The 18,437-nt window shown below is 63.5% G+C and carries 18 protein-coding genes; 4 read left to right on the top strand and 14 right to left on the bottom strand.

Annotation, left to right across the window (positions count from 1 at the left end):
* The 8 genes from HY68_RS39040 to HY68_RS39075 all read right to left on the bottom strand — a co-directional run.
* A partial coding sequence (locus tag HY68_RS39040; RefSeq protein ID WP_042002470.1) for a formate dehydrogenase beta subunit occupies positions 1-1,120 on the bottom strand: 1,120 nt, incomplete at its 3' end.
* Positions 1,117-1,623, bottom strand: coding sequence for a formate dehydrogenase subunit gamma (locus HY68_RS39045; RefSeq protein ID WP_107070314.1), 507 nt, complete (start codon positions 1,621-1,623; stop codon positions 1,117-1,119). The genes HY68_RS39045 and HY68_RS39040, both read right to left, overlap by 4 nt.
* Positions 1,624-1,794: 171 nt before the next feature.
* The gene (locus HY68_RS39050) at positions 1,795-2,712 is read right to left on the bottom strand and encodes an SDR family NAD(P)-dependent oxidoreductase (protein ID WP_042002472.1); all 918 of its coding nucleotides are present in this window, start codon (positions 2,710-2,712) and stop codon (positions 1,795-1,797) included.
* An 18-nt stretch (positions 2,713-2,730) separates the two neighbouring features.
* The gene (locus HY68_RS39055; protein ID WP_042002473.1) at positions 2,731-3,195 is read right to left on the bottom strand and encodes a MaoC family dehydratase; all 465 of its coding nucleotides are present in this window, start codon (positions 3,193-3,195) and stop codon (positions 2,731-2,733) included.
* A gap of 99 nt (positions 3,196-3,294) precedes the next feature.
* Complete coding sequence (locus HY68_RS39060) at positions 3,295-4,194, bottom strand: LysR family transcriptional regulator (protein WP_042002474.1); 900 nt, start codon at positions 4,192-4,194, stop codon at positions 3,295-3,297.
* A 231-nt stretch (positions 4,195-4,425) separates the two neighbouring features.
* Positions 4,426-4,863 (bottom strand): SgcJ/EcaC family oxidoreductase, encoded by a 438-nt coding sequence (locus HY68_RS39065; RefSeq protein WP_042002475.1) that lies wholly within the window; start codon positions 4,861-4,863, stop codon positions 4,426-4,428.
* Between the two features lie 36 nt (positions 4,864-4,899).
* A complete protein-coding gene (locus HY68_RS39070) occupies positions 4,900-6,390 on the bottom strand; it encodes an MFS transporter (RefSeq protein ID WP_052457600.1) in 1,491 nt (496 codons plus the stop codon).
* Positions 6,365-7,600, bottom strand: a complete 1,236-nt coding sequence (locus HY68_RS39075; protein WP_042002476.1) for a flavin-dependent oxidoreductase — start codon at positions 7,598-7,600, stop codon at positions 6,365-6,367. Before HY68_RS39075 ends, HY68_RS39070 begins: the two co-directional genes overlap by 26 nt.
* A gap of 130 nt (positions 7,601-7,730) precedes the next feature.
* Between HY68_RS39075 and HY68_RS41720 the strand changes: the two genes are divergently transcribed.
* The gene (locus tag HY68_RS41720) at positions 7,731-8,639 is read left to right on the top strand and encodes a LysR family transcriptional regulator (protein ID WP_078864264.1); all 909 of its coding nucleotides are present in this window, start codon (positions 7,731-7,733) and stop codon (positions 8,637-8,639) included.
* A gap of 208 nt (positions 8,640-8,847) precedes the next feature.
* Here the strand turns inward: HY68_RS41720 and HY68_RS39080 are convergent, their stop codons facing one another.
* The 5 genes from HY68_RS39080 to HY68_RS39100 are packed head-to-tail and all read right to left on the bottom strand — an operon-like array spanning position 8,848 to position 15,238.
* Positions 8,848-10,575: an AMP-binding protein gene (locus HY68_RS39080; RefSeq protein ID WP_042002477.1), complete on the bottom strand. Its 1,728-nt coding sequence runs from the start codon at positions 10,573-10,575 to the stop codon at positions 8,848-8,850.
* A 9-nt stretch (positions 10,576-10,584) separates the two neighbouring features.
* The gene (gene mmsB / locus HY68_RS39085; protein WP_042002478.1) at positions 10,585-11,475 is read right to left on the bottom strand and encodes a 3-hydroxyisobutyrate dehydrogenase; all 891 of its coding nucleotides are present in this window, start codon (positions 11,473-11,475) and stop codon (positions 10,585-10,587) included.
* 29 nt (positions 11,476-11,504) lie between these two features.
* The gene (locus HY68_RS39090; RefSeq protein ID WP_042002479.1) at positions 11,505-12,584 is read right to left on the bottom strand and encodes an enoyl-CoA hydratase/isomerase family protein; all 1,080 of its coding nucleotides are present in this window, start codon (positions 12,582-12,584) and stop codon (positions 11,505-11,507) included.
* Entirely contained in the window at positions 12,581-13,726 is a 1,146-nt protein-coding gene (locus tag HY68_RS39095; protein ID WP_042002480.1) for an isobutyryl-CoA dehydrogenase, read from the bottom strand. Before HY68_RS39095 ends, HY68_RS39090 begins: the two co-directional genes overlap by 4 nt.
* A 15-nt stretch (positions 13,727-13,741) precedes the next feature.
* Complete coding sequence (locus tag HY68_RS39100; RefSeq protein WP_042002481.1) at positions 13,742-15,238, bottom strand: CoA-acylating methylmalonate-semialdehyde dehydrogenase; 1,497 nt, start codon at positions 15,236-15,238, stop codon at positions 13,742-13,744.
* 88 nt (positions 15,239-15,326) lie between these two features.
* Between HY68_RS39100 and HY68_RS39105 the strand changes: the two genes are divergently transcribed.
* A complete protein-coding gene (locus HY68_RS39105; protein WP_042002482.1) occupies positions 15,327-16,238 on the top strand; it encodes a LysR family transcriptional regulator in 912 nt (303 codons plus the stop codon).
* Here HY68_RS39105 and HY68_RS39110 read toward each other — a convergent pair.
* Complete coding sequence (locus HY68_RS39110) at positions 16,225-16,881, bottom strand: TetR/AcrR family transcriptional regulator (protein ID WP_042002483.1); 657 nt, start codon at positions 16,879-16,881, stop codon at positions 16,225-16,227. The genes HY68_RS39105 and HY68_RS39110 overlap by 14 nt on opposite strands.
* 92 nt (positions 16,882-16,973) lie before the next feature.
* On the opposite strand from HY68_RS39110, the gene HY68_RS39115 reads away from it, so the two are divergent.
* Both HY68_RS39115 and HY68_RS39120 read left to right on the top strand, forming a co-directional pair.
* Complete coding sequence (locus tag HY68_RS39115) at positions 16,974-17,744, top strand: enoyl-CoA hydratase (protein ID WP_042002484.1); 771 nt, start codon at positions 16,974-16,976, stop codon at positions 17,742-17,744.
* Between the two features lie 145 nt (positions 17,745-17,889).
* On the top strand, positions 17,890-18,437 hold a 548-nt coding region (locus HY68_RS39120), incomplete at its 3' end, for a beta-ketoacyl synthase N-terminal-like domain-containing protein (RefSeq protein WP_277816802.1).

Consider the following 18,437-nt stretch of genomic DNA (forward strand, 5'->3'; position numbering starts at 1 on the left):
TGCCGCTGGCGGTGCCGCCGCCGACATCGTCGATCAGCTCGCCCAGCGTGATGCCGAACGCGGTCTCGAACAGGCCGCCGTGCTTGATGTTGCCGGCTAATTGAATGGGCATGGTGCCGCGGGAGCGACCCATGCCGTAATCGGCATAAGCCTTGGCGCCTTCCGCCATGATGAAGGGAATGGCGGTGAACGACAGCACGTTGTTGATCACGGTGGGCTTGCCGAACAGACCGACATGCGCCGGCAGCGGCGGCTTGGCGCGCACCAGGCCGCGCTTGCCTTCCAGGCTTTCCAGCAGCGAGGTCTCCTCGCCGCAGACATAGGCGCCGGCGCCGGTCCGCACTTCCAGATCGAACGCCTGCGCCGATCCGGCCACCGCCTTGCCGAGGAAGCCGGCGCGGCGGGCGGCGACGATCGCCGCCTTCATCGCCGCGATGGCGTGCGGATATTCGGAGCGGATGTAGATGAAACCCTTGTCGGCACCGACCGCGATGCCGGCGATGGTCATACCCTCGACCAGCAGGAAGGGATCGCCTTCCATGATCATGCGGTCGGCGAACGTGCCGCTATCACCCTCGTCCGCGTTGCAGACGATATACTTCTGCGGTCCGGCCGCCTGGGCCACGGTCTTCCACTTGATGCCGGTGGGGAAACCCGCGCCGCCGCGGCCACGCAGGCCGGACTGCAGCACCTGCTCGATGATCGCGTCGGAGCCGAGCGGCAGCGCGTTGTCCAGGCCCTTGAAGCCGCCATGGGCGCGATAGTCGTCGATCGAGCGGGGATCGATCACGCCGCAGCGGGCGAAGGTCAGCCGGGTCTGGCGCTTGAGCCAGGGGATGTCGTCGGTCAGCCCCTGCCGGAGCGGATGCGCGCCATCCTTGGCCACGGCATCGAGCAGCGACGGCACATCCGCGAGCGACACCGGCCCATAGGCCACCCGGCCGGCCGGCGTGGCAACTTCGATCAATGGCTCGAGCCAGCACATGCCGCGCGAGCCGGTCCGTACCAGCTCGATGGCAAGACCACGACGCTCGGCATCACGGGTGATGGTTTCCGCCACCTCGTCCGCGCCGACGGCCACCGACGCCGCGTCGCGCGAGAGAAAAATCCGCACGCTCATGTCCGCGCCTCCGCCAGCATGGCGTCGAGCCGCGCCTCGTCGAGCCGGCCGACAAGGCGGCCATTGATCATGCCCGACGGCGCAACTGCGCACAGGCCCAGGCAATAGATGTGTTCAAGGGTGACCTGGCCGTCGCCGGTGGTCTCGCCGATCTTCACGCCGAGCTTCTTCTCGGCGCATTCAGCCAGATGATCGGCGCCCATCGCCTGGCAAGCCTCGGCGCCGCACAGCTTGAGGACGTGTTTGCCGGCAGGCTGCCTGCGGAAGTCATGATAGAAGGTCGCGACGCCGTGGACCTCGGCCCGCGACAGGTTCAGCGCCTGCGCCACCAGGGGGATGGCCGCCTCCGGCACATAGCCGAAGGCCTCCTGCAGGGCATGCAGGATCGGCAGGGTGGCCCCGTCCAGGACCTTGTGCTCGGCGATGATCTCCTGGGCGAGTTGCTCGCTCCAGGGTTCCCCCCGGGACTGCAAAGTCCCCTGAGATTGCAGTTTGGTTTCCATCCCTTGCACCGTTCCGGCCTCTATCCAACGTTCGGACAACGCTGGATAAAAACTTAGAATCGATCAAGGGTGCGGGTCTTATGCTGCGATAGCAAAAACCAATCGATTTGGAACGGTTGAGCGGGAAAATCCGTTAGAACTACCGCTGCAACCGGCCGTCAGAGGAGCCGCTCAGAGCTTGATTCCGGCTCGTGCCGCCGCCTGGGCGACGTATTTCTGGGTCTGCTGGAACGCCCCTTCCAGCGCCTGGGCCTTGGACATGTCGCCGATCTCCTTGAAGTGGGCAGCCACCGCATCGGGGGTCCAGTCGGCCTGCGACAAATTGATGCCCTCGCTCTCCATGATCTTGATCACGGCAAAGGAGCCGGCTCCGGCTCCCATGATGGTCCGGGTCGGGGCATCCTCGCTGAGCAGGTAAAGCACCGCAGGCGTGATCGATTCCGGTTTCATCAACTGCAGCGCCTGGGGCGGCAGCAGCTCTTCGGTCATCCGGGTCGCCGCGGTCGGCGAAATGGTGTTGACGCGAATGTTGGTCTTGCGGCCCTCCTCCGCCAGCACGTTCATCAGGCCGGCCATCGCCGCTTTCGCGGCGCCATAATTGGCCTGGCCGAAATTGCCGAACAGTCCGGAGCTCGAGGTGGTGATGACGATGCGGCCATAGTTGCGCTCGCGCATTCCATTCCACACCGCCTTGCAGCAGTTGAAGGTGCCGATCAGGTGCACGTCGACGACTTTCCGGAAATCGTCCGGCTCCATCTTGGCGAACGACTTGTCGCGCAGGATGCCGGCATTGGCCACCAGCAGGTCGACGCTGCCCCATAACGCGGTCGCCTTGGCGACCATCGCCTGCACCTGGTCGAAGTTCGACACATCGGCGCCGTCGGAGATCGCCTCACCGCCGGCCTTGCGGATTTCCTCGACCACCGCGTCCGCGGGGCCCAGCGAGCCGCCGGTGCCGTCGCGCGCGCCACCGAAATCGTTGACCACCACCTTTGCACCGAGGGCTGCAAGGCCGAGCGCATGCGCGCGCCCGAGCCCGTTGCCCGCACCGGTTACGATCGCGACCCGTCCGTCAAATCTGATTGCCATGCGTGTCGGTCCCTTCAATTAAGCGGAGATGATCAGGCCGAGCCAATCGGCCACCAAAGCGGGTTTGGATTCGCCTTCGATCTCAACAGTGACGTTGGTGCGCGACAGCAATTCCTTGGGCCCGCGCAGCGTCGCATCGGTCAAGGTGAAGCGGCCACGGACGCGCGCGCCCGCGCGCACCGGCGAGACGAAACGCAGCTTGTCAAAACCGTAGTTCACGCTCATCGCGGTGCCTTCGATCGACGGCAGCACCTCGTAGGCGAACGCGCTCATCAAGGACAGGCTGAGAAAGCCGTGCGCGATCGTGGTTCCGAACGGGGTCTCTTTTGCCGCGCGAACCGGATCGACATGAATGAACTGATGATCTTCCGTCACCTCGGCGAAGGCGTCGATACGCTTCTGGTCCACGACATGCCAGGATGACACACCGACTTCCTGCCCAACCAGCTTGATATACGCATCACGCGCGATTGCATCAGCCATACTTGTCCCTGACTTCCGGATTATGATGATCGAGCCCGCAGATTCCATGGAACGGCGGCTTTGTCCACGCGGAATCGCCTGCACATACGAGCAATGCCGCTAGACCTGGGTCGCCATGGTCTTGGCCAGCAGGCGCGCCTCTTCCACCAGCGCCGCCGTCAGCGGCGTCATTGGTTCGCGGTGCGGAACAACAAGCCCTATGGCGTGCACGCTGCTCGGCTCCACGATCGGGATCGAGCGCACCTTGTCCGTCAATCCCAGGGTTTCCGCCAGCCGCGCCGGCATCACGCTCGCCCAGCGGCCGGTGCGGACATGCGCGTACAGCACAATCATCGAATTCGATTCGAGCGTCGGCGATGCGGTGGCGCCGGCCCGCTGCAGCAACTGATCGATGATGCGCCGATTCTGCATGTTGGGCGTCAGGAGGCACAGCGGAATGTGAGCGACCTCCGCCCACGTGACGATATCGCGGTCCCCCAGTTCACCGTCCGGTGAGGTCAGCAGCCGATACTGTTCGAGATACAGCGGCACCGTGTTGACGTTGCCGAGCGGCTCGTTGTCCAGATAGGTCAGGCCTGCATCGACTTCCAGATTTTCCAGTAGGCGCAGAACTTCGATCGACGTGGAGGACACGATGGTGAACTTCACGCCGGGGTGTTTCGCGCGAAACGGCGTGGTCAATGTCGCGGTCATCGCCAGCGCCGTCGGAATCGCCGCGATCTTGATATGGCCGATCAGGCCATGCTTCATCGCCTCGATATCCTGATGCATGGCACGGGCGTCGCCGACAATGCGCCGCGCCCACTCCAGCACCCGCTCGCCTTCCGGGGTGAACCCCTGAAACCGCGATCCGCGATTGACCAGCAGCAGGCCCAGCGATTCCTCGAGTTGCTTGATTCCCGCCGACAAGGTCGGCTGGCTCACATCACAGAACTCGGCGGCGCGGCCGAAGTGCTGTTCGCGCGCCAGGGCCAGCAGGAATTCAAGCTTGTCGATCATGAGAAATTCGGCACATCCCGGTCGGTCCATGCCGATAGGAGGCTTTTTTCAGGGCGCACGCAAGGCTACGGCCGCACAATCCTGAACTTTCGTCGTACAGGGTGACGCGGCCCGGGCTCCCGAGCCGGTCAAGCAGGCTTCGGCTGACAATGCCTCGAGCCATGCCGCCCGGCCGGCTCCCCCACCTGCATTCAAGGCAAGCGGCGTATCATACGCCCGCCGCTTGCCCCTTTAGTGCCTGCGCGCAGGTCGGACATCCGTGTTCTGGACGGCAACCGTCCACCAACGCCCATCGATTTTACGAAGCACGCGCGTACCGATGCTGTTGCGCTCGCTCTCGTCGACATCTCCATGGATATGAAACCGCGTATGCAAAATCGCCGCGTCCGATCCAACGAACTGAATGTCGAACTCCGGAGTCTCCCGCGTGCTCTCGCGGAATGGGCCGTTCGGCCCATGCAGCCGAATCATCAAGTCGCGAAATTTCTCGCGCGACTTGGTCCATGCGCCGTTCACTGTCACGACGTGTGCCTCATCAAGGAGCGACTCGACCATAGCGTCGGCGTCATGCCGGCCCCAAGCCTCGTTGAAGCGACGTTCAATGTCACGGATGGCGTCCGCGTCAATCTGCAGATGTTCTTGAGTTTTTTCTTGGATTTTCCGATCCATTTTCAATGCTCCGATTTTGGTTGGATCTTCGGGTGTTCATGCAGAGCCGCCGATCTTCAGCGGTTTCGCGCGTTTGAAATCGTCCGGGCGCGACGTCGGATCCGTTTCCTGGCTGGTGAGATGATGAAAGAGCGATAAACACACAACGGCCGCCGCACCTGCGAGAGCGGGGATCGCCGCGGAAAACAGGATCGCGGCCGTGCCCCATTGCCGCGAAAGCAAGTAACCCCCGATGACGGGCCCCGCGAACGATCCGATGCGTCCCATCCCCAATGCCCAGCCAACCCCGGTCGAGCGCATGTGCGTCGGGTAAAACCTGGAAGCCAGGGCATTGAGGCTTATCTGGCCGCCAACCACGCAGAACCCAGCACAGAACACGAAGGGGATCAGAGCCCAGACAACACCGCTCACGAGGCCAATGCTGGAAATGAAGATCGCGGCGAGTACGTTTCCCATGCTCATGACCCGGTAGACCCCAAACCTGTCGATCAACCAACCGAACGTGAGCGCGCCGACGATGCCGCCGATTTGGAAAAACGCCGTCGCGATGGCCGCCGTCTGCAACGGAAGGCCCGCGCTCCTGATCATCGTCGGCAGCCAATTGTTGATGAGAAAGAGATCAAGCAGGCTTGCCAGGAATACGATCCAGAGCAAAAGGGTCGCCGGCAGACGTCCGCCGCGAAAGAGATAGAGAACCGAGAAGCCCGGCGACTTCTCCTCGTGAGTGATGAACTCCGCCGTCTCATCAAAGCGATGCGCGGGATCGAGCTGGTGCAGGATTCGGCGGATCTGCCGCGATTTGCCGCCCTTGAGTGTGAGAATTCTCAGAGATTCGGGCAGAGCGATCACGAGCAGAGGAGCTACGAGCAGCGATAAAGCCCCTCCAAAATAGAACAGAGACTGCCAGCCGAAGGAATGAACAAACGTCGCCGCGACAAGGCCCGCACATGCGGATCCCAGCGGGTAGCCGCAAAACCCCACGACGATCATCCTGGCGCGTAGATTGTCCGGGCTGTATTCCGAGATCAGCGCGATGGATATCGGCATCGCGCCGCCGAGGCCAAGTCCCGTGACAAATCTGACCGCCGCGAGGCCAGTCATCGACGTTGCGGCCGTCGTCATCAGCGTGCCCACTGCCGAGAGAAGCACACACAGGATCAGGATCGGCCGACGCCCGCGACGATCCGCAAGCGGGCTGAAAATGAGAGCTCCGATCATCAGGCCGAGCACGCCTGCACCGAAGACCCCTCCGAGCGCTCCCGGCGCGAGGTGCCAATCCTCACTCAAGCGGGGGGCGGCGTATCCAATCGCCTGAACATCGAACCCGTCGATGAAAAGCGCAGCGGCGCACAGCAGCGTTACCCTCACGTGGAATGGTCCGAACGGCTGACGTCCGATGATTAAGGGAACGTCGACCGATGAGCGCCGGACGTCGGAGCGGGACAAGGCGAACTCCTTCTCGATCGGCGTGATGGCCATGAGCTTCGACGGCCTCGATCGGTCACTGATGGAGCGATCGGCGGTCATAGCCGGCCACGACCTTGTAGCTGTCGGAAATTGCCGCCAATTCCTCGTTGCTGATCACATCTCCGATCGTATGGAACGGCCTGTCGCCGGTGCGTTCATAAACTTCCCTGAGAATGGCATCAGGTGGATTTTGCCTGTTCCTCTGCACGATTGCGGTTGTCGCGGGGAGTCGCTCCCGTTCGTAGGCAGCCAATGCAGCCGATGGGGTTGGCTCTCGCACGAGAGCGCGCGAAAGCGATCGCGCGTCGAGGATCGCTTGGCCCGCACCATTCGAGCCACGCGGCACCATCGGATGCGCCGCGTCCCCCAGCAGGGTGACGCAGCCTTTGGTCCACCACGGCAGCGGATCCTGGTCCACCATGGGAAATTCGAGGATTGCGTCGGCTGCACGGATCATCGCCGGAACATCCAGCCAATCGAAATGCCAATCGTCGAAGGCCGCGATGAAGTCGTCGATGCGGCCGGGGCGATTCCAATCGCGACGCTTGTACTGGGGCGTGGTCACTTCCGCGACCCAGTTGATGAGCTGCCGACCATGGTCGTCGATACTGTTGCGGATGGGATAGATGACCATCTTCCCGGGAGTGAGCCATCCCGCGCGCACGTAGCAGGATCCGCCCAGATAGGGCTTCCACCGCGTCACACCTCTCCACATGTTGACCCCGGAGTACCGGGGATCGCCTTCGTTTGGATGAAGTTGGCTGCGGACCGCTGAGTGCAGACCATCGCATCCGACCGCGATATCGGCCTGTTGCGGCGGGTACATTTCGCCTGTCGAAGGCTCGCAAAATGACGCTGCGACGCCGGTCCCTGACTGCTCGATCGCGACGCATTTCCAGCCCGTGTGCAACCGATCCGCCCCGACGCGTTCCCTGAACGCATCGAGCAGCGCCATCTGGAGATCGGCGCGGTGGATCTGGATTTGCGGCCATTCGTACCCCGCGTCCCGCCCCGTCGATTCCCTGTAGATCAATTGACCAAATCGATTGAAGAAGGCCGACTCGCGGGTGGAGATGCCGGCTTGAGAAAGGCGATCCTGCAGCCCCAACTCGGTCAACACCTTCACGCAATGCGGCAGCAAAGTTATTCCGACACCGACCGGCTTGATTTCGGGAGCCGCCTCGAACACCCGGGGTTGAAAGCCCGCTTGGTGAAGCTCAAGCGCCAGGGTCAGTCCCCCGACGCCCGCACCCACGATCATCACGTCCATGTCGTATCCTTCCGGCGCCAGGCGATTGAGACGCGCCCACTCAAGCCGCAGGCGCTCTGTTGAACCGACGTTGACGCCTTGCCGATCATGAGGCAAATTCAAAGATCAAATGATCTCATTCTGATTTGTCATGAATATCTCTCTTCGCCAACTCAAGGCCTTTCGGCTGGTCGCGGCTCATCGGAGCTTTTCGCGCGCGGCCGAGCAGATGTTGATGACGCAGTCGGGGTTGAGCGTGCTGATGCGGGAACTTGAGCGACAAGTGCAGTTTCGGCTGTTCGATCGCACGACCAGAAACGTGGAGCTGACGGCGCACGGCGCGCGCTTTCTGGCGCTTGCCGAGGATACCCTGAACAACCTGCAGGCTGGCGTCTCTGAAATCGGTCAAGCCGACGCGAATGATCAGCGCTCGCTTTCAGTCGCCGCTCCCCCGATGACGGCAACGAACATTTTGCCATCGGTCGTGGCTCATTTCCGGCAGGCGCGACCGAATTTGAGCCTGCGAATTCATGACGTCGAGCAGCCGCGAATTGCCGGCATGGTCCATTCCGGCGAGGTCGATATTGGTTTGGGGATGTTCATCAAGCCGACGCCGGGGCTTCGTCGGACCTCGCTGTTTCAATTCTCTCTGATTGCGGTGCGGGCAAAGCTGCCGAGAGCAAGTCATCGCCGTACGATTTCCTGGGCGGAGGTCAGAGACGAGACAATCATAGGAATGCCGCCCGACAACCCTATTCAACAGTACATCGCCGAGCATCTGCGCAGAGCGGGACGACGTCGGCCGCCAGAACTCGTTGCCAACTATCTCGAAACAACCGTAGCGATGGCAGCCGCGGGATTGGGCGTTGCCATTGCTCCGTCCTCGGTGGTGCCGGCTTGCCGCCAACGCGGCGCAACCATCCAGTACTTAACGAAGCCCGACGCGCTGGTCGATTTCTATGAGATTCGGAACAGAGGGCGCGCCCTCCATGGCGGAGCGGACGAATTTACAACGTACTTGAAACGGCACATCGCAAGTTGGGCAAGTCAACGGACGTAATGCGGCCGGAGGTCCGGTTTGAGGCGTCTCACGTCGATGTCCAACGAGTGCCCGCCTGACAAACGTTGAAACAATTGCGCCAGGTCCGGGTAGCGGGCGCGCGGAAACGCGAATGCACCTCCGCACCTATGCCACCGCAAGGTCGCGGCGGAGCGATCGTAAATTTTCATCGCACGGCTGGGAACAGCGGATTAACGCCGTCCGCCTATTACGCCCCGCCCGGCCGGCCGACCTGCAGCTCCGGAAAATCCTCTTCCCGAAACTCCTGACCGCGCAGCTTGTCGGCGCGGTCATTGTCATGCTCCAGCCGGCGCAGCTGCACGCGGCGGATCTTGCCGGAAATCGTTTTCGGCAGCTCGCTCACGAGTTCAATGCGCCGGATGCGCTTGAACGGCGCCAGGCGCGAATGAACGTGCTTGAAAATCGAGAATGCGGTGTCGCGCGATGGCGCCACACCGCCCACCAGCAGGACATACGCTTTTGGCACGGCCAGCCGGATGGGGTCCGGCGACGGCACCACCGCGGCTTCGGCCACCGCATCATGCTCGAGCAGGATGCTCTCCAGCTCGAACGGACTGATGCGATAATCGGAGGACTTGAACACGTCGTCGGAGCGGCCAACAAAGGTCAGATAGCCGTCGTCATCCAGGAACACCACGTCACCGGTGCGGTAGACCTCACCGTCAGCACCGCGCGGCTGGCCATCCTCGCCCTGGTATCCCTGCATCAGCCCCGCGGGGCGATCGGCGCCGAGCACCAGACCCACCTCGCCTTCCTTGGCCGGATGGCCGTCGGCATCCGTCACCCTGATGCGATAGCCCGGCAGCGGGCGGCCCCTCGAGCCGATCTTCACCGGCTGGCCCGGTGAATTGCCGGCCAGCGCCGTGGTTTCGGTCTGGCCGTAGCCGTCGCGGATGGTCAGTCCCCAGGCCGCCTTGACCTGGTCGATCACCTCGGGATTGAGCGGTTCACCCGCGCCGCAGACCTCGCGCAGCGACATTTTGTAGGACGCAAGTTTTTCCTGGATCAGCAGCCGCCACACCGTCGGCGGCGCGCACAGCGTGGTCACTTTGCAGCGCTCGACCACCGACAGCAGGCCCTTGGCATCGAACCGCGGCTGGTTGACCACGAATACCGTTGCGCCTGCATTCCACGGCGCGAAGAAGCAGCTCCAGGCGTGTTTGGCCCAACCCGGCGACGAGATGTTGAGATGGACATCGCCCGGCTGCAGGCCGATCCAGTACATCGTTGACAGTCCGCCGACCGGATAGCTGCGCTGGCTGTGCAGCACCAGCTTCGGTTTCGCGGTGGTCCCGGAAGTGAAGTACAGCAACATCGGATCGTGGGCGCCCGTCGCGCCGTCGGGCGCAAAGGTCTCCTCAAAACTGTCAGCGGTCTCATAGCGCTCCCACGCGCCGTGGGTCGCGGCAGCCCCGACAACAATCCGGGTCAAGCCCTCGCTGACCAGGCCGTCGAACTTCGCCACCTGATCCTGCGATGCGACCACCGCCCTGGCGCGCCCGCGATCGAGCCGGTCCTGCAGTTCATCCGGCGTCAACAGCGTCGTCGCCGGAATGATCACAAGGCCGAGCTTCATCGCCGCCAGCATGGTCTCCCACAGCGGCACCACATTGCCGAGCAGCAGCAGCAGGTGGTCGCCGCGCTTGAGGCCGCGCGCCCGCAGATAATTCGCCACCTGGTTGGAGCGGCGCGACAGGGTTTCGAAACTCAGTTTGATCTCGCTGCCGCTTGCCGCGTCGACAATCCAGAGTGCGGTGCGATCCTTGCTGTCGGCACTCTGGGCCAGCCCTGCATCGAACCAATCGAGCGCCCAGTTGAAATCGACGGCGTCAGGCCATCGGAACTCGGCAACCGCCTTGTCGTAGTCGGTGCGGTTGGCCAGCAGAAACGAACGCGCGTCCTGGAATGACGTCATGGCAACACCTCAGTGTTGTTCGCCGAGCCCACGCAGATGCCGGATGATGCCGGAGAAGTCCACACCACCATGACCAGCCTTGTCGAAGGCGCTGTAGATCTCCGCCGCATGGGCGCCGAGCGGCGTCGCAGCACCGGAGGCCTTGGCCGCCTCCTGCGACAGATTGAGATCCTTCAGCATCAGCGCGGCAGCAAAGCCCGGCTTGTAGTCGTTGTTGGCCGGCGACGCCGGCACCGGTCCCGGCACCGGGCAATACGTCGTCAGCGACCAGCACTGGCCCGATGAGGTCGAGGCGACATCGAACAGCGCCTGGTGCGACAGCCCCAGCTTCTCCGCCAGCGCGAAGGCCTCGGACACGCCGATCATGGAAATGCCCAGGATCATGTTGTTGCAGATCTTGGCTGCCTGCCCCGCTCCGGCTTCGCCGCAATGCACGATCTTCTTGCCCATGGCTTCGAGGACCGGCTTCGCAGCGGCAAACGCTTGTGCGGTGCCGCCGGCCATGAAGGTCAACGTCGCCGCGGTGGCGCCCCCGACGCCGCCGGATACCGGCGCATCGACCGAACCGAGTGACGCTTTCGCGGCCAGCGCATGGGCCTGGCGCGCACTGTCGACATCGATGGTCGAGCAGTCGATCATCAGGGCGCCCTTGGCGACGTCAGGCAGCACCTCGCTCCAGACCGCGACCACGTGCTTGCCGGCCGGCAGCATGGTGATCACCACGTCAGCGCCCTTGACGCTCTCTGCTGCGGAATTGGCAATGGCCGCACCGGCGGCCTTCGCCGCCTCGCGCGACGCCGGCACCAGATCGAAACCGGTCACCTTGTGACCGGCCTTGACCAGATTGGCGGCCATCGGGCCGCCCATGTTGCCGAGACCGATGAATGCGACATGTGCCATGACGTTTCCTCTGACTTTTTTTGAAAGCGTTAGTCCGGAAAGACCAGTTCGTCCTTGCGCGGCGCGAAATAGGCCTCGACGATCTCAGGCGTGACATCCTCGATCCGCGGCGGCACCCAAATCGGGTTGCGGTCCTTGTCGACGATGGCGGCGCGAATGCCTTCGACGAAATCCTGGCTGGCGAACACTTCGAGGGCGGCGCGATATTCATGCACCAGCGCCTGCTTGAGCGAACTCAAGGTGCGCGCCTGCCGCAACAACCGCAAGGTCACCTTCAGTCCGCGCGGCGATTTTTCGCCGATGGTCTTCAGTGTCGCCAACGCGAATTCCGAGCCGTCGCGCGCAAGCGCCGCGACGATCTCTTCCATGGTCTCAAAGGCGAAACATCGATCGATCAGGTCGCGGTTGGCCGCGATCGGCCCACCGGACACCGGCGTGGCGAACCGATCGATGATCGCCTGCACATCGGCATGGGTCGCGCCGCGCGGTGCCTGGGTGAGTGCGCTGCGCAGAGCCGGCCACTGCGTCGTCGGCACGAACGCGTCGGCGAGTTTTGCATAGACGGCATCGGCGCCGCTGGCGGTCTGCCCGGTCAGCGCCAGATAGGTCCCGACTTCGCCCGGCGCATGCGACAGCAGCCAGGTGCCGCCGACGTCCGGAAAGAATCCGAGGCTGACTTCCGGCATGCCGATCCGGGTCTTCTCGGTCACCACGCGATGGCTCGAATGGCAGGCAAGCCCGACGCCGCCGCCCATGACGATGCCATCCATGTAGGCGACGTAGGGTTTGGGATAGGATTCGATGCGGGCGTTGACGATGTATTCCTCGCCCCAGAATACCTTGCCGAGATCGCCACCGACACGCGCGCTCTCATAGAGCCCGCGAATATCGCCACCGGCGCACAGGCCGCGGTCGCCCGCACCTTCGAGCAGGATCACGCTGATCGCCGGATCGAGCTCGAAACTGTCCAGCGCTGCATCGATCTCGCGGGTCATCTCCAGCGTGAGCGCATTGATCGCCTTGGGGCGGTTCAGGCGCAGCACGCCGACGGCGCCCTCGCTACGGACGATCAGATCACCCTCGACCACAGCAGTGGCATTGTCACTCATCGGCCGCCCTCGACCAGCTTGCGGGACACGATCAGGCGCATGATTTCGTTGGTGCCTTCCAGGATCTGATGCACCCGCAGATCGCGCACGATCTTTTCGATGCCATACTCCGCGAGATAGCCATAACCACCGTGCAGCTGCAGGGCCTGGTTGGCCACTTCAAAACCGGCGTCGGTGCCGAAACGCTTCGCCATCGCGCACAGCATGGTGGCGTCGGGGTCCTTGCGGTCCAGCGCCGACGCCGCCCGCCACAGGAACGTCCGGGCCGCTTCCAGTTCGGTGGCCATGTCGGCCAGGCGGAATTGCAGCGCCTGGAATTCATCCAGCCGCTTGCCGAATGCCTTGCGCTCTTTCATGTAGGCGAGCGCTTTGTCGAGCGCCGACTGTGCGCCGCCCAGCGAACACGCCGTGATGTTGAGACGGCCGCCATCGAGCCCCGCCATGGCGATCTTGAAGCCGATGCCTTCGTCGCCGAGACGATTGGCCACCGGCACGCGGGCGTTCTCGAAGATCACGGCGCGGGTCGGCTGCGCGTTCCAACCCATCTTGCGTTCGTTGGCGCCGAACGACAGGCCGGGCGTCCCCGCTTCGACGACCAGTGTCGAGATGCCGCCGGGGCCGTCACCACCGGTGCGCACCATCACCACATAGAGATCGCCGGCGCCGGCACCGGAGATGAACTGCTTCTGGCCATTGAGAACATAGTGATCGCCGTCGCGCACCGCGCGGGTGCGCAAGGCGGCAGCGTCGGAGCCGGAGCCCGGCTCGGTCAGGCAATAGCTTGCCGCCAATTCCATGGTGCAGAGCTTCGGCAGCCATTTGTGGCGCTGCGCGTCCGAACCATAAGCGTCGATCATCCACGACGCCATGTTGTGGATCGAGATGAAGGCCGAGACGGTCGGACATCCCGTCGCCAACGCCTCGAAGATCAGCGCGGCATCGAACCGTGTCATCGCCGAGCCGCCGACGTCATCGCGGATGTAGATGCCGCCGATGCCGAGCGCCGCCGCCTCACGCATCACGTCGATCGGGAAGTGCTTGCGCTCATCCCAATCGAGGGCGTGCGGCGCGATCTTCTCTGCGGCGAAGCTGCGCGCCATGTCGCGCACAGCCAGTTGATCTTCGGTGAGAGCGAACTGCATCGCGCTCTGCCGAAACTAATTCATGGTCGGAATGCTGAACTCCGCGCCGTCCTTGACGCCGGAGGGCCAGCGCGAGGTGACGGTCTTGGTCTTGGTGTAGAACCGGATCGAATCCGGGCCGTGCTGGTTGAGATCGCCGAAGCCGGAGCGTTTCCAGCCGCCGAAGGTGTAGTACGCGATCGGCACCGGGATCGGCACGTTGACACCGACCATGCCGACATCGACCTTGGCGGCGAAGTCGCGGGCCGCATCGCCGTCGCGGGTGAAGATGGCGACGCCGTTGCCGTACTCGTGCTCGGTCGGCAGCCGCAGAGCCTCGTTATAATCCTTGGCGCGCACCACCGACAGCACCGGCCCGAAGATCTCTTCCTTGTAGATCTTCATCTCCGGCGTGACGTGATCGAACAGGCAGCCGCCCATGTAGAAGCCGTTCTCATAGCCCTGCATCTTGAAGCCGCGGCCGTCGACCACGAGCTTGGCGCCCTCCTTGATGCCGATATCGACATAGCCCTTGACCCGCTCGAGCGCGGCCTTGGTCACCAGCGGACCGTAGTCGGCGGTCGGATCGGTGCTCGGACCGATCTTGAGGTTCTCGACCCGCGGAATCAATTTTTCGATCAGCTTGTCGGCGGTGGCCTGGCCGACCGGCACGGCGACCGAAATCGCCATGCAGCGCTCGCCGGCGGAGCCATAGCCCGCGCCAATCAGCGCATCGACGGTCTGGTCCATGTCGGCGTCCGGCATGATGATGGCGTGGTTCTTGGCGCCGCCGAAGCACTGCGCACGCTTGCCGGTCGCGGCCGCCCGCTCATAGATGTACTGCGCGATCGGCGAGGAGCCGACGAAGCCCACGGCGCGAATGTCCGGATCGTCGAGGATGGCATCGACGGCTTCCTTGTCGCCGTTGACGACATTGAGGATGCCGGCCGGCAGGCCCGCTTCGATCATCAGTTCAGCCAGCATCATCGGCACGCCGGGATCGCGCTCCGAGGGCTTGAGGATGAAGGCATTGCCGCAGGCGATCGCCGGGGCAAACTTCCACATCGGGATCATGGCCGGGAAATTGAACGGGGTGATGCCGGCGACCACACCGAGCGGCTGGCGCATCGAGTAGATGTCGATGCCGGGACCCGCACCTTCCGTGTACTCGCCCTTCATCAGGTGCGGAATACCGCAGGCGAATTCGACCACTTCGAGGCCGCGCTGGATGTCGCCCTTGGCATCAGGGACGGTCTTGCCATGCTCGCGCGCCAGGCGGTCGGCAAGCTTGTCGTAATCGCGCTGGGCCAGTTCGAGGAATTTCATCATGACGCGGGCGCGGCGCTGCGGATTGGTCGCCGCCCAGGCCGGCTGCGCGGCCTTGGCGTTCAGAACCGCCTCCCGCACCTCGGCCTTCGAGGCCAGCGCGACATGCGCCTGCACCTCGCCGGTCATGGGTTCGAACACGTCGGCAACCCGTCCCGACTGTCCCTTGATTTCCTTGCCACCGACGAAATGACCGATCGAACGCATGAGCTGTCTCCCTAAAGTCTTTGCGAGACTTTTTGACGTGCATTTTATAACATTCAACTGCGTTATAATGCAGGATAGATGTGCGGAAATGCCGGATCAAGCCAGCGAGATCGATTGGGATGATTTCCGCTTTGTGCTGGCAATCGTGCGCAGTGGTACCGTTTCGGCGGCCGCCAAACAACTGGGCGTGGACCACACCACGGTGATCCGGCGCGTCGACCGGCTGGAACGCCAGCTGTCGGCCAAACTGTTCGACCGCCGCAAGACCGGCTATCAGCTGACCGAATCCGGTCACCGGGTGGCCACCAGCGCCGAAGCGATGGAATCGACCATCGTCGCCAACCAGGACCTGATCGGAGGCTCGAAGGCCCACCTCACCGGCACGGTCCGGATCGGCGCCCCGGACGGCTTCGGCACCCACTTCCTGGCCCCACGGCTGGTGAAATTCGCCGACCTCTACCCGGATCTCGACATCCAATTGGTCGCAACCGCACGCCTGTTCAGCCTGTCGAAACGAGAGGCCGATATTGCCATCAGCCTGGCACTGCCCAAGGAGGGGCACATTGTCGGGCGCAAGCTGGTCGATTACAGCCTCGGTCTCTACGCCGCCCCCGCCTATCTCGCACGGGCGCCGGAGATCAAAAGCCGCGACGACCTGCCGGCGCATCGTTTTGTCGGCTACATCGAAGAGCTGCTCTACACGCCCGAACTGGACTATCTGCCGCAGGTCTCGCCGAAGATTGCGGCGCGGTTTCGCAGTGGCAACCTGATCGCGCAGTACAACGCGACACTCGCCGGTTTTGGAATTGCGGTGTTGCCGCGCTTCATGGCCGCCGGCCAGCCGGGCCTGCAGCCGATCCTGCCCGACAGCGTCTCGATCCTGCGCAATTTCTGGCTGCTGATGCACGCGGACAGCAAGGACCTCGCCCGAATCCGCGCCGTTGCCGAATACATCTATGCGACGGTGGAGCGCGAGCGCGCGCTGTTCAATCCGCCCTGAGCGCCTTCCTGGTCAAGTCCCTGGTCGGTTCCTTGGCCGGCGACGGTTTTCGTGGCGGCTTGACCCGGTCATCGAGACTGAGCGCGGCCGAGCGGCCGGCTTCGAGGATTTCCTGGGAAAAGGCGCTGTTGCCGGCCACGCGCGCCAGCACCAGCGTTCCCATCAGCGTTGCGATGGTCGCGATGGCCTTTTGACGCGCCGCGGCACTTGCCTGATCCGACAGCTGATCGGCGAACAGGCTGATCATCTCTTCGAGCTTGCCGAGAAACACGCGACGCGTTTTCGGCGACTCACGCACCACGTCGGCCGCAAGCGACGGAATGGCGCACCCGCGCGCGGCGCCGTCGCGATGCTGCGCAGTCAGGTAACTGTCGACCAGCATCGCCAGCCGCTCGTCCGCCGGCTTGTCCTGCACCAGCTTGCCCCAGCGCGCGGTGGTCTGGTCCATGGCATGCGCAATGGCCTCGATCACCAGATCTTCGCGGGAGCCGAAATGGGCATAGAAGCCGCCGTGCGTCAGTCCGGCCTCCTTCATCAGATCGGCGACGCCGATGCCACGCGTGCCCTTCTCGCGAAGCTGCGACGACGCGTGCTTCACGATCTTGGCGTGGGTCTCAGCCTTGTGGTCTTTGGAGTAACGCATGACCGATCCTGAAGATGATCAAGATCATATAATGGTTTTGGGTCAAAATACAAACCTTCAGGAATCGGACAAGAATCGAGATCGAACACGAAATGGACATCATCAACGAATTTTGCGGCGCAGAAATGGATGCGCGCGGCGTCGCACACCTGACCATCCGCAACGCCGGCAGCATGAACATCCTCGACACGCCGGCGATCAACGGAATCCGGATGGGGCTGGAGGAACTCGCCAAGAACGACCGCATCCGCGTCCTGGTGTTCCGCGCCGAAAGCGACAAGGCCTTCATCGGCGGCGCCGACATCAAGGAGATGGCGCGGCTCGATCAGGCCTCGGCGGAAACGTTCATTACCGGCCTCGGCGCACTGTGCGAAACCACCCGCCTGTTTCCGGTTCCGGTGATCGCCCGCATTCCCGGCTGGTGCCTCGGCGGCGGCCTCGAAGTCGCAGCCGCCTGCGATTTCCGCATCGCAGCACCGACCGCGAAATTTGCCATGCCGGAAGTGAAGGTCGGCATTCCCTCCGTGATCCACGCCGCCCTCCTCCCGCGGCTGATCGGTAGCGGCCGAACCCGCTGGCTGGTGATGACCGGTGCGACAATCGACGCCAGCACCGCCCGCGACTGGGGCTTCGTCGATGCGATCTCGGACGCCGGAACACTCGATGCCACCATCGAAGCAACCGTCACGACACTGCTCGAATGCGGCCACGAAGCGCTGAAGGCCCAGAAGGTGCTCTGCCGGCAGTGGGAGGAACTGCCGCTGCAGGATTCGATCCGCAACAGCATCGCCATCTTCGGCAAGGCGTTCCTCACCGGCGAGCCGCAGCAGCACATGAAATCGTTTCTCGATCGCAAGAAATAATGCAGCGTTTGCAAAGCGATAGGAGAAATCCGGGAGATCGCGGCGGCGGCTCCCGCATTGTAATTGCGGGATCATTTCATATGATATACGTCATCTGACTTTACCGACTTGTTAGCTAACTTGTTATCTATCTACGGGGCTCTTCATGCAGCGGAAATCCAACCTGCGGCGCATCGTTGTCACCGGAATGGGCATGGTCTCACCACTCGGGTGCGGCGTCGAACCGTCGTGGGCGCGGCTGATCGCCGGGCAATCCGGCCTGCGTGCGCTCTCCGACAATGTCAGCGCCGATTTGCCCGCCAAGGTGGTCGGTAATGTTCAGGGCATCGACGCCGATCCCGAGGCCGGGTTTGATCCCGACCGTGCTGCGCCGCGCAAGGACCAGCGCAAGATGGACCGCTTCATCCAGTTCGCGCTGCTGGCGGCCGATGAAGCCGTGGCGCAGGCCGGCTGGAAGCCCGAGGACGAGCGAGCGCGCGAACGCACGGCGACGATCATCGCCTCCGGAGTCGGCGGCTTTCCCGCCATCGTCGATGCGGTGCGCACCGTGGATGAGCGCGGCGTGCGCCGCCTCTCGCCGTTCACCGTCCCCGCCTTCCTGGTCAATCTGGCCGCCGGCCAGATTTCGATCCGGCACGGCTTTAAAGGACCGCTGGGAGCCCCCGTCACAGCCTGCGCCGCCAGCGTCCAGGC

Origin of the sequence: Streptomyces sp. AcH 505 (genome assembly GCF_000818175.1) — a bacterium.
In the GTDB taxonomy this organism is placed as follows: domain Bacteria; phylum Actinomycetota; class Actinomycetes; order Streptomycetales; family Streptomycetaceae; genus Streptomyces.